The following is a 12080-nucleotide window of genomic DNA, read 5'->3' as shown; positions in this document are numbered from 1 at the left end:
TCGGGTGCGTGGTCACCCGGGCCGAAAGCCGTGTGAGGCCGCCCCGTCGAGCGGCCGAGACCCCAATATGGCAAGCCCCGGTCGGGTTGGCGAATTCGTGTTCCGCTCTGTGTCGTCATGTTTCGTTTCATGACAGAAGCGCCGAAACGGATGCCGGGAGCCCCCGCTGTTCGCGGCACCCCGCTCCCCCGCCTACGCTGGACGGGTGGCACATCTTCTCGGGGCCGAGTCCCTGCATCTCGAATTCCCCACCCGCGTCGTCTTCGACAACATCACCCTCGGAGTCAACGAGGGCGATCGCATCGGCATCGTCGGGCGCAACGGTGACGGCAAATCCAGCCTCCTGGCCATGCTCGCGGGCCGTCTCGAACCCAACGACGGCCGCGTCACCCTGCGCCGCGGCGTGACCGTCGGCGTGCTCGACCAGGCCGACACGCTGGGCGACGTCGGAACCGTCGGTGAAGCCATCGTGGGCGATATCGACGAACACGTCTGGGCCGGTGACTACCGCGTGCGCGACGTGATCGACGGGCTCGTCGCCGATCTCGCCTGGGACGCCCCCGTGGCCTCCCTCTCGGGTGGTCAGCGTCGACGCGTGTCGCTCGCCAAACTGCTCGTGGGCGACTGGGACATCCTGTTCCTCGACGAGCCCACCAACCACCTCGACGTCGAGGCGATCGGATGGCTGGCGGCGCACCTGCGCAAGCGCTGGTCTCCGACATCCGGCGGACTGCTCACCGTGACGCACGACCGGTGGTTCCTCGACGAGATCTCGACCGACACGTGGGAGGTGCACGACGGCATCGTCGAACCCTTCGAGGGCGGGTATGCGGCGTATATCTTGCAGCGCGTCGAACGCGACCGGATGGCTGCGGCCTCCGAGTCGAAGCGACAGAACCTCATGCGCAAGGAGCTCGCCTGGCTGCGTCGCGGAGCCCCGGCCCGCACCGCCAAACCCAAGTTCCGCATCGAGGCCGCCACGCAGCTCATCGAGAACGAGCCGCCGCCCCGCAACAAGGTCGAGCTCAGCCAGATGGCCTCGGCCCGGCTGGGCAAGGACGTCGTCGACCTGCTCGACGTCTCGGTCAAATACGACGACAAGCTCATTTTCTCGGATGTCGAGTGGCGTATCGCACCCGGTGAGCGCACAGGCATCCTGGGCGTCAACGGTGCCGGCAAGTCGACGCTGCTCGCGCTCATCACGGGCGAACTCGAGCCCACCACGGGGCGCGTCAAGCGTGGCAAGACCGTCAAGGTGGCAACGCTCACGCAGCAGCTGTCCGAGCTGAAGGACATCGGCCACGAACGCGTCAGCGATGTCATCGGGCGCTACCGCACGAGCTATGTCGCCGGCGGCAAAGAGATGACGCCCGGTCAGTTGCTCGAGCGCCTCGGATTCACGAGCGCGCAGCTGTCGACACCCGTCAAAGACCTGTCGGGTGGACAGAAGCGACGCCTGCAATTGCTGCTCATCCTGCTCGACGAGCCCAACGTGCTCGTGCTCGACGAGCCCTCGAACGACCTCGACACCGACATGCTCGCGGCCATGGAGGATCTGCTCGACTCGTGGCCCGGCACGCTCATCGTCGTGTCGCACGACCGCTACCTCATGGAGCGCGTGACCGACCAGCAGTACGCGTTGATCGGCAAGCAGCTGCGGCACCTGCCGGGCGGCATCGAGCAGTACCTCGAATTACGCAAGATCGAGCAGAAGCACACGGGGCCCCTCGGCGACTCCCCCGCGGATGCTGCGGGCTCGGGCTCGGGTTCGGCGGGCTCCGGATCCTCTGGCTCGGGCTCCGGCGGCAACACCACGCGCGGCGGACTGTCGATCGGCGGCGCCGAGCAGCGCAAGCTCCAGAAGGAGATCCAGGCGATCGAGCGCAAGCTGCAGAAGCTCGGCGGCGAGATCAGCACTGCCCACGAGAAGCTGGCCACGCACGATCAGAACGACTACGACGGCATCATGGCGCTGAACGCGAAGGCCCAGGCCGCGCAGGCCGAGACGGAGCAGCTGGAGCTGCGCTGGCTAGAGCTGAACGAGATTCTCGGCTAGGCGTTCCGGGCCAGCTCGGCAACGCCGGTCGGCCTCTCAGCCCGGCGGCGCGTCAGTCGTTGACGAGACGGGCGCCGTGCACCGGGCCCGTCACGCGCAGCGCCGTGACCCCTGACGCGCTCAGCGCGATCTGCAATTCGAGCGCCGAGTCGAGGTCGGCGGCCAGGAACGCCACGGTGGGGCCGGAACCCGACACCATGCACGACAGCGCGCCGCTCTGCTCGCCCAACTCCATGACGCCCGAGAGCTCGGGGCGCAGGTGCAGGGCGGGGGCCTGCAGGTCGTTGTGCATCGAGGCGGCGAGCCTGTGCGCATCCCCCGCTCGCAGCGCCTGCAGCACGTCGGCGTCGACAACGGGCTGGGTGACGGCCGGCGAGATGTCGAGCGCGTGGCGGGCGCGGTGGGCGTCGAGCTCACGATAGGTGGCGGGCGTGGACATGCCGAAGCCGGCGAGGGCGAGCACCCACTGGAACTGCCCGGTCGCGAGCGCCGGGCTGAGCTCATCGCCCCGGCCCGTGCCGATGGCGGTGCCGCCCGTGAGCGCGAAGGGAACGTCGGCGCCCAACTCGGCGGCGAGGCCGAGCAGCTGGTCGCGGGTGAGCCCGGTCTGCCAGAGATCGTCGACCGCGAGGAGGGTGGCCGCGGCATCCGCAGAACCACCACCCATGCCGCCCGCGACGGGCACGTTCTTCTCGATGGCGAGGCTGACGCCGCCGCGGTAACCGGTGTCTCGCGCGATGAGCTGCGCGGCCCGGATGGCGAGGTTGGAGGCGTCGGTCGGAACGTCGCTCGTGTCGATCGGACCCGTGAAGGACACCTCGAACGTGTCGGAATGGCTCGCTCGCACGTCTTCATAGACCGAGACCGCTTGATAGGCCGTGGCGACCTCGTGGTAGCCGTCGTCCATCACGGCGCCGACAGCCAGGAAGACGTTGATCTTGCCGGGTGCCCGAGCGTGTGACGTGTTCGAGGGCGTCTCGCGGGTCATACATCCAACCTAGCTCAGCGGGCGCGGGTCGAATGCCGCTCACGTTTGCGCGGGAGTCGCGGGACTAGTTGATGCAGGCCGTCTCTCCGAAGTTCTTCGGGGTGTCGGTGCTGGTCGGCGTCGGCGTGGGTGCCGCCTCGACGGGAGCCTCGGTGGCGGGCGGCGGCGCGGCATTCGGATCGGTCGGCGCCTGGTTGTCGGTGCCGATCGTGAGGGTGACACCCGTGGCCGTGGTCGACGAGATGACCGACGCGTTCGGGTAGTAGGCGGCGAGGGCCTTCGCCTGCGCCTCCTGCCCCGCGGGATAACTGATCGTCGTCTTGGCGATCGTGGCACCCGAGGTGGGCGGCTTCGTCTGGAAGCCGAAAGCGGCCAGGGCGTCGGTGTTCGCCTGCGCCACACCGCCGATCGCCGCACCGTTCACGACGGTCACGGTCGTCTCGGCGGGGGTTGCCGCGGTGGCAGCGCCATAGGCGGTCGGGGTTCCCACCACCTGCGCGATGAACTCGGGCATGGCAGCCTGGTCGATCTCGACGATCGAGAGCTTCTGCCCCCGCACCGTGATGGTGGGGGTGCCCGTGATCGGCACGGTCGCCGAGACGATGTTGTCGGCGCGCAGGTTGCGCACCTGGCCGGCGAGTTCGAGCAGGTTGAGCCCGGGGTCGGTTTCGATCGACGACGAGACCGCGTCGAGTACGTTCTGCAACTTCACCGGATTGAGCAGGGTGCCGGCCGAGAGCATCTTGCGGGCCTCGACCGAGAGGAAGTACTGCTGGCGCACCTGTCGGTCGAGATCGCCGTTCGGCAGGCCGTGACGCTGGCGAACGAAGGCGAGGGCTTGTTTCGCATCGAGCGTCGAGACTCCGGCCGGCAGATCGATGGTGGAGTACGGGTCTTTCACCGGGTTGATGAGGCACACGTCGACGGGGCCCAGGGCATCGACCACGTTGTAGAAGCCGAGCAGGGAGACCCGCACGAAGTGGTCGATAGTCAGCCCGGTCATGTTCTGGATGGTCTGGATGAGCAGCTGCGCGCCCGCCGAATCGTCGCCGTTCTGGGCGCCCAGAGTGAAGGCGGCGTTGAGCTTGTTCATGCCGTAGCCCGGAATCTCGACCCAGGAGTCACGCGGGAAGGACACCATGGTGACCTTGCTGCCGTCGGCCGGGATGTGCATGACGATCATGGTGTCGGTGTTGACGCCGCCGCCGTCGTCTTCGGTGCCCAGTTTGTCGAGTTCGGCCTGCGTGGCACCGGCCGGGCGATGGTCGTCGCCCACGAGCAGGATGTTTTGGTCCTGACCGTCGACGTCGTCGTCGGCGCTGTCGGTGGACTGCGGGATCGCATCGATGTGCGTGATTCCCGAGACGAAGCGCTGGTAGTTGTAGAACGCGTAGCCGCCGCCGATGAGGAGCACGGCGACGAGGCTGAACCCGACCCATCGGGCGATGAGTGCGCCGGGTCCGCGTTTGCGGCGATGGGCGACCGGTTTCAGGTCGAGGATGCTCGGCTGATCGCTCATCGGATGCTGCCTCCGGGCGTCATTCGGGCGCGGGTCACGCGCGAAGGCGCGGTGACGAGGCGGGAAAAGGGCGAGGAAAGCACACTCCAGGGTAGGGGATGAGTACTGGACGCGTGCTGGAGAGGTCATGCGAAAACGCCGAGCGAAGTCATCCGCGCACCTCGGTCTCCACAGGAGCGATGCGTAATAGTTGTCCACATTCGAGCGGATGTCTGGGTGCCCGCCGCTTCACCTGGCAAGAATGAGGGCAGCACAGAAACGGAGCACCATGACGGACAACATCGCCTTCAATCTCTTCGAGATGAACTGCGTCGGCCATATCTCGCACGGTTTGTGGCGGCATCCCGACAACAATCGGCATCGATTCAACGACCTCGACTTCTGGGTCGAAGAGGCGAAGCTGCTCGAAGAGGGTTTGTTCGAGGCGGTGTTCCTGGCCGATGTGATCGGCACCTACGACGGCTACCGCGACGGGCCAGAGACGGCGCTGAAGGAGGCCGTGCAGATTCCGAACAACGATCCCCTGCTCGTCATCCCCGCCATGGCCGCCGCGACGAAGAACCTGGGTTTCGCGGCCACCTTCTCGACGACGTATGAGCCGCCGTTCGCATTCGCCCGGCGCGCATCGACGCTCGACCACCTCACCAAGGGCCGGTTCGGCTGGAACGTGGTCACGAGCTACCTGCCTAACGCCGCGCGCAACTTCGGTCACGACGACGAGGTCGCCCACGGCGATCGCTACGCCATCGCCGACGAATACCTCGACGTGCTCTACAAGCTGTGGGAGGGATCGTGGGATGACGACGCGGTCGTGCAAGACCGCGAGAATCGCATCTACACAGATCCGTCGAAGGTGCGTTACATCGATCACGTCGGCGAACACTTCCGCGTGAAGGGGCCGCATCTGAGTGAGCCGTCCCGGCAGCGCACCCCCGTCATCTTCCAGGCCGGGTCGAGCGACTCGGGCCGGGCGTTCGCGGCCAAGCATGCCGAGGGTGTCTTCGTGGGCGGCAACTCGCTCGAGGTGTATCGCGACAACATCGCCGACATCCGCCGCCGCGCGGTCGAGAACGGTCGCGGTGCCGATCATGTGAAGACCTTCGCGTCGGCCGTCGTCATCGTCGATCGCGACCGCGACGCGGCCCTGGCGAAGGCCGAAGAATACAAGCGATACTCGAGTGACGAGGGCTACCTCACGCACTCGGGTGGAGGCGGCATCGACCTGGCCGCCTACCCCAAAGACGCACTCATCAGCGATATCCTCGCCGCCGAGGCGAAGGCCGGGCGCGACAACGCCGGGGCGAACCGCCGGCATTACCCGCCCGGGGCGACGGTGGCCGACGCCCTCGAGGCCGTGACGCGCTTCGACCGCCCGCCGTTCTTCGCCGTCGGCACGCCCGTCGAGGTGGCCGATTCGATCGAGCGCTGGGTCGACGAGACGGGTCTCGACGGCTTCAACCTGCGCCAGTTCCTCACCCCTGGCACGGCGCGCGACTTCATCGAATACGTCGTGCCCGAGCTGCAGAAACGCGGGCGCTACCGCACGTCCTACGAGGCACCGACGCTGCGCGAGCGCCTGTTCGGCGCCGGCAACGCGCGGTTGTTCCCCGAGCACCCCGGCGCGCGCTACCGCGGCGGCGCACACCTGCACGACTAAACCGCTCGCACTCTCCACAACGACCGCGGCATCATCCGTCCCGGTCTCACCGCTCGAACGCGAACGGCTTCGAGCGGTGTCCGCCGACCCGTCCGGGCTCCGGCGCACCGCCAACGATTGGATCAGCATGACCACCGACACGATCGAAAAGCCCGAGTCGACGTCGACTCTGTCCACGCCTCCCACCTACGCCGACCTGGCGGCGCGGTTCCGGCCCGTGTTCGACCGCATCCGCGACACCGCGGTCGAACGCGAGACCGACCGACGGCTCGCGCACGACGAGGTGTCGTGGCTGCGCGAGGCCGGCTTCGGGCGGGTGCGTGTGCCCGTCGAATACGGCGGGCTCGGAGCATCGCTCAGTCAGCTGGTCGAGCTCCTCGTCGAGCTGGGCGAGGCCGATGCCAACCTCCCGCAGCTCTGGCGCGGCCACCACGCCTTCGTCGAATCGCGTCTCAACTCGCCCGAACGCCTCGACCAGAAGAAGTGGTTCGACCTCATCGTCGGCGGCGCCGTCATCGGCAATGCGCAGGCCGAGCGCGGGCCCGAGACCGCCTCCTCGGCTCTCCTCGAAGAGACGCCCGACGGCTGGCGTCTCACGGGCGAGAAGTACTACAGCACGGGCAGCATCTATGCCGACTGGATCTGGACGGGCGCCGTCTACGGTGGCTCCCAGGCCGGATTGGCCGTTCGCGCCGACCAGCCCGCCGTCACGCGCCTCGATGATTGGGACGGCTTCGGGCAGCGCCTCACCGGCTCGGGCACGACGCGGTTCGAACGCGCCGTGATCGAACCCGAGCACATCGTCTTCGCCAACTTCGACGACGAGCGCACGCAGGCCAACATCACGAGCTTCTACCAGACCGTGCTCCTGGCCGCCCTCGCGGGCACGGGCCGCGCGGTTCTGCGCGATGCCGTCGACTTCGTCCGCGGGCGCACCCGCACGTTCGGGGTGCTCGGCGCCTCGCGCCCCGCCGACGACCCGCTCGTGCAGCGCGTCATCGGCACACTGAGCTCCCTGTCAGCCACGGCAGACGCCCTCGTCAGAGACGTGGCCCGCGCCCTCGAGTCGAACTTCGACCGTTTCCACGCGGGCGAATGGAGCCAGGACGACTACGACGAAACGCTCATCACGGTGTTCCGCGCCCAGCAGCAGGTCATCGCCACGGTGCTCGAGGCGACAACGCTCCTCTTCGAAGTGGGAGGTGCCTCGGCCACCTCGAGCGCGCGGCAACTCGACCGGCACTGGCGCAACGCTCGCACCCTGTCCAGCCACAATCCCGCCATCCTGCGCGAGCGCGCCATCGGCGACTACCTCCTGAACGGCACCCGCCCGGTCAGCGCGTGGTCGAAACGCGCTGAGAAAGCTGGCACCTCGGCCGAGGGGTAGTTCGGGGCGCGTCGGGCAGACCAGATGCGCGTGCAGGCGCGAGCGCGAGCACGGGCCGGGCACGGTCACGGGCACGGTCACGGGCAGGAAAGCGTCCGGGATCAGACGCGGGCACGTGCCGCCCTCGGCTATTCGGCGGCGCGGGCGATCGCGAGGAAGTCGTGCACGGTGAGCTGTTCGCCGCGCGCGGTCGGCTCGATGCCTGCGCGCACCATCTGCTCAGAGGCGGCCTGCGAGCTGCCCAGCAACTGACCCAAGGCCTGACGCAGCATCTTGCGGCGCTGCTGGAACGCAGCGTCGATGATGCCGAACGTAGCAACGCGCTCCTCCTCGGTGCCGAGCGGCACCTCGCGCTTATCGAAGCCCACGAGCACGCTGTCGACATTCGGCACCGGCCAGAACACCTGGCGGCTCACATTGCCGGCCAAACGCCACTTGCCATACCACGCCGCCTTCGCGCTCGGCGAGCCGTACACCTTCGAACCCGGGTCGGCGGCCAGACGGTGACCGACCTCTGCCTGCACCATCACCACACCCGACTGCAACGAGGGGATGTGCTCCAAAAAGTGCAGCAACACGGGCACCGACACGTTATAGGGCAGGTTCGCCACCAGCCGCGTCGGTGCATCGGGAAGCTCCGTGATGCGCAGGGCATCCTCGGCAATCACCGTCAAAGGCGCACCCGGATGCATCAGCTCAACGGTCTTCGGCAACTGCGTCGCCAACCGTGTGTCGATCTCCACGGCCACGACCGACGCGCCCACCTCGAGCAGACCGAGCGTCAGCGAACCGAGGCCCGGGCCGATCTCGACGACGCTATCGCCCGACTCGACCGCGGCGACCTTCACGATGCGACGCACGGTATTCGCGTCGATGACGAAGTTCTGGCCCAACTTTTTGGTGGGCTGCACGTCGAGGAGTTCGGCGAGGTCGCGGATCTCTGCGGGGCCGAGAAGGCTCATCGGGATGTCATCCAGTCGGTTCGAGTGAGGCGGCCGGGAGAGCCCGACAGTCGATTCTACGGGCCTACGACTGAGGTGGCTGGTCGGCGAACGGGTTGCTCTGCGACGTCACCGGCTCGTCATCCCAGCGCCCATAGACCGACTCGGTGTTCGAGTTGATCTGCGACGCCAACATCGTCACGTCGGTTCCGAGATGCGACGCCATGAAACGCAGCGTGTGCGGCAGCAGGTAAGGCGCGTTCGGGCGACCGCGGTAAGGCACGGGCGTGAGGAACGGGGCATCCGTCTCGACCAAGAGCAACGAACGCGGCGCGCGCTCGAGGGCCTCGCGCAACGTGACCGCGTTCTTGAACGTGACCGTGCCCGCGAACGACATGTACCACCCGTTCTGCGTGCAGATCTCGGCCAGCTCCTCGCCGCCCGAGAAGCAGTGGAAAACCGTGCGCTCCGGGGCGCCGACGCGCCTCAGCGTGGCCACCACGTCGTCGTGCGCGTCGCGATCGTGAATCTGCAACGCCAGGTTATTCTTCTTCGCGATCTCGATGTGCGCCTCGAAAGCGCGCAACTGCGCGGCCCGCCCGGCCGGATCGGTCGTGCGGAAATAGTCGAGCCCGGTCTCGCCGACGGCACGCACGCGCGGACGCGTCGCCAACGCCGCGATCGCCTCGAGGGCCGCATCGAGCTCGCCGCGCTGCTCGAGCACGGCCGTCTCGTTCGGGTGAACCGCAACCGCCGCCAACATTCGCGGCTCGACGGCCGCCATCTCGGCACCCCACGTGCTCGTCGCCACATCGGTGCCCACCTGCACGATGCCGCGGATGCCCACGGCCGACGCTCGGTCGAGCTGCTCGCGGTAGGTCAGCGGTTCGACGCCGTCCGCGATCTCGAGATGCGTGTGATTGTCGTACACCCCGACGACGAGCGATTCGGGGGCAGGCGGATAAGACAGGTCTTTCCGCTCACCCTGGTCGCGCTGTCTGACGTGCTGAGGCTCAGTCATACACCGACGCTACCGCACCCCCACGGGGGCCGGTCAGGGTTGACGAATCACAGCGCCGAATCTATGCAGCGGGGCGACGGGCCTAGGCGACAGGGGTCTCGATGCGCGGGAACAACGGCTCGAGACCATTGACGCTCGTGCCCGCCGTCAGCTGACCCCACGTGGCCGCCTCGCGCACCGGCTGAGCCGACAGCTCGCCCAGCACGTCGCGGTGGCCGAGCGCCGTCCACAGCTTCTCGGTGGCCTTCGGCATGATCGGGTGCAGCAGCACCGCGAGCGCGCGCAAACCCTCGGCCGCCGTGTAGAGCACGGTGCCCAGGCGCTCACGGTTGGCCTCGTCCTTCGACAACTGCCACGGAGCCATATCGGTGATGTACCCGTTCAGCTCGTCGACGATCGTCCAGATGGCCGACAGGGAGTCGTGGATCGCGAGACGCTCGACGGCCGCATTGGCCGCCGCCGCGGCATCCGCCACAACCTTCTGAACGGCGAGATCGGCCTCGGAGGCCGGGCCCTGGGGCGGCACGACACCCTCGAAGTAGCGCTCGATCATGGCGACGACGCGCGACGCCAGGTTGCCGAAACCGTTGGCCAGCTCGGACTGGTAGCGGGCCGAGAGGTCCTCCCAGCTGAACGAGCCGTCTTGGCCGAACGTGATGGCGCGCATGAAGTAGTAGCGGAACGCATCCGACCCGAACGTGTCGGTGATCTCGGTGGGCGCGATGCCCGTGAGCTTCGACTTGCTCATCTTCTCGCCGCCCACGAGCAGCCAGCCGTGGCCGTAGACCTGGCGCGGCACATCGAGCCCCGCCGCCATGAGCATGGCCGGCCAGATGACCGAGTGGAAACGCAGGATGTCTTTGCCGACGATGTGCGTGGCGGGCCAGCGGCGGTCGAAGTTAGCGTCGTCCTGCCCGTAACCCACGGCCGTGACGTAGTTGAGCAGCGCGTCGAACCACACATAGACGACGTGCGACTCATCCCACGGAACCTTGACGCCCCAGTCGAAGGTCGACCGCGAGATCGACAGGTCGCTGAGGCCCTGGCGGATGAACTGCAGCATCTCGTTGCGCGCCGAATCGGGCTGCACGAAGGTGGGGTTGGACTCGTAGAGCTCGATCAGACGCTCTTGGAAATCGCTCATGCGGAAGAAGTAGTTCTTCTCCTGCAGGCGCTCGACGGGAATCGAGTGGATGGCGCACACCTTCTCGCCCTCGTACTGCCCCGTGCCGTCGGCCAGCTCATTGGGGAGCTTGTACTCCTCACACCCGACGCAGTAGAAACCCTCGTATTCGCCGGCGTAGATGAAGCCGTCGTCGTACAGCTTCTGCAAGAAGTCCTGCACGGCCTTCTCGTGCCGCGGGTCGGTGGTGCGGATGAAGTCGTCGTTGGCCACGTCGATCGTCTCGATCAGCGGCTTCCAGCTCTGCTCGACCAACCTGTCGGCCCACTCCTGCGGCGTGACGCCGTTGGCCGTGGCCGTGCGCAGGATCTTCTGACCGTGCTCGTCGGTGCCCGTGAGCATCCACGTGTCGTCGCCCGCCTGGCGGTGCCAGCGCGCCAAGAAGTCGGTCGCGACCTCGGTGTAGGCGTGGCCGATGTGGGGCGCATCGTTCACATAGAAGATGGGCGTGGTGACGTAGAAGGACTTGCCGCTGGACATGCTTCCCATTCTAGGGTTTCGGGGCGGCGGGCTTTTCGATGGCGGCTTGATAGAGGTCGCGCTTCGACATGCCGGTGGCCTCGGCGACCTCGGCGGCCGCCTCCTTCACGCGCATGCCCCCCGCAACGAGCGCACGCACCTGCCGAATACCCTCCTCCGCGTCGACGATGCGCTCGGGGGCGCCCTCGACGACCACGCAGATCTCGCCGCGCACGCCTGGGTCGGCCCAGAGCGCCAGTTCGTGCGCCGTTCCCCGCTTGACCTCTTCGAACATTTTCGTCAGCTCGCGGCACACGACCACGCGGCGGGTGGGACCGAAGGCCGCCTCCCCCGCCATATCGTGCAGCGATGCGGCGAGCCGGTTGGGCGACTCGAAGAACACCATGGTGCGGCGTTCGTCGGCGAGCGCGTGCAGGGTCTGGCGCCGCTCGGACGGTTTGCGCGGCAGGAACCCCTCGAAGCTGAAACGGTCGGTGGGCAGCCCCGCGACGGCGAGCGCCGTGATGACGGCCGACGGACCGGGCAGCGCCGTCACCGTGACGCCCGCGAGCGCGGCGGCCTCGACGAGGTGGAAACCGGGGTCGGACACCGTGGGCATGCCGGCATCGCTCAGTACGAGCACGTCTTCGGTCTGCGCGATGGCGACCAGCTCGCCCGCCCGATCGCGCTCGTTGTGGTCGTGCAGGGCGATCAGCCGCGGACGGTTTTCGATCCTCAGGCCGGCCAGCAGCCGCACGGTCGTGCGCGTGTCCTCGGCGGCGACCACGGTGGCGTTCTCGAGCGCCTCGACGAGTCTGCGCGACGCGTCGCCGAGGTTTCCGATGGGCGTGGCCGCGAGAATGATCATG

Annotated in this window: 9 protein-coding genes; 3 read left to right on the top strand and 6 right to left on the bottom strand. The window is 67.7% G+C overall.

Features of this window, described 5'->3' with window-relative positions:
- Positions 1-205: 205 nt before the first annotated feature.
- Positions 206-2056 carry an ABC-F family ATP-binding cassette domain-containing protein gene (locus ACUWEX_RS05170; RefSeq protein WP_445997322.1) on the top strand — a complete coding sequence of 617 codons (1851 nt, stop codon included), beginning with the start codon at positions 206-208 and terminating at the stop codon, positions 2054-2056.
- A gap of 52 nt (positions 2057-2108) precedes the next feature.
- Here the strand turns inward: ACUWEX_RS05170 and ACUWEX_RS05165 are convergent, their stop codons facing one another.
- Together ACUWEX_RS05165 and ACUWEX_RS05160 are read right to left on the bottom strand one after the other, a co-directional pair.
- The gene (locus tag ACUWEX_RS05165; RefSeq protein WP_445997321.1) at positions 2109-3044 is read right to left on the bottom strand and encodes a 4-(cytidine 5'-diphospho)-2-C-methyl-D-erythritol kinase; all 936 of its coding nucleotides are present in this window, start codon (positions 3042-3044) and stop codon (positions 2109-2111) included.
- A 64-nt stretch (positions 3045-3108) separates the two neighbouring features.
- Positions 3109-4563, bottom strand: a complete 1455-nt coding sequence (locus ACUWEX_RS05160; protein ID WP_238592087.1) for an LCP family protein — start codon at positions 4561-4563, stop codon at positions 3109-3111.
- A gap of 268 nt (positions 4564-4831) precedes the next feature.
- Between ACUWEX_RS05160 and ACUWEX_RS05155 the strand changes: the two genes are divergently transcribed.
- Both ACUWEX_RS05155 and ACUWEX_RS05150 read left to right on the top strand, forming a co-directional pair.
- On the top strand, positions 4832-6220 hold the full coding sequence (locus ACUWEX_RS05155) for an LLM class flavin-dependent oxidoreductase (RefSeq protein WP_445997320.1): 1389 nt from the start codon (positions 4832-4834) through the stop codon (positions 6218-6220).
- Between the two features lie 127 nt (positions 6221-6347).
- Complete coding sequence (locus tag ACUWEX_RS05150; protein ID WP_445997319.1) at positions 6348-7607, top strand: acyl-CoA dehydrogenase family protein; 1260 nt, start codon at positions 6348-6350, stop codon at positions 7605-7607.
- A 128-nt stretch (positions 7608-7735) separates the two neighbouring features.
- Here ACUWEX_RS05150 and rsmA read toward each other — a convergent pair whose 3' ends face one another.
- From rsmA to rsmI, 4 genes are all read right to left on the bottom strand, one after another.
- On the bottom strand, positions 7736-8569 hold the full coding sequence (gene rsmA / locus ACUWEX_RS05145; RefSeq protein ID WP_445997318.1) for a 16S rRNA (adenine(1518)-N(6)/adenine(1519)-N(6))-dimethyltransferase RsmA: 834 nt from the start codon (positions 8567-8569) through the stop codon (positions 7736-7738).
- 64 nt (positions 8570-8633) lie between these two features.
- The gene (locus ACUWEX_RS05140) at positions 8634-9569 is read right to left on the bottom strand and encodes a TatD family hydrolase (RefSeq protein WP_445997317.1); all 936 of its coding nucleotides are present in this window, start codon (positions 9567-9569) and stop codon (positions 8634-8636) included.
- A gap of 82 nt (positions 9570-9651) precedes the next feature.
- Complete coding sequence (metG, locus tag ACUWEX_RS05135; protein WP_445997316.1) at positions 9652-11232, bottom strand: methionine--tRNA ligase; 1581 nt, start codon at positions 11230-11232, stop codon at positions 9652-9654.
- Between the two features lie 10 nt (positions 11233-11242).
- Entirely contained in the window at positions 11243-12079 is an 837-nt protein-coding gene (rsmI, locus tag ACUWEX_RS05130) for a 16S rRNA (cytidine(1402)-2'-O)-methyltransferase (RefSeq protein WP_445997315.1), read from the bottom strand.
- Between the last annotated feature and the right edge of the window lies 1 nt (position 12080).

The organism is Okibacterium fritillariae (genome assembly GCF_052783725.1).
The sequence above is the reverse complement of the archived record's forward strand: the minus strand, read 5'-3'. Positions and strand labels throughout refer to the sequence as shown.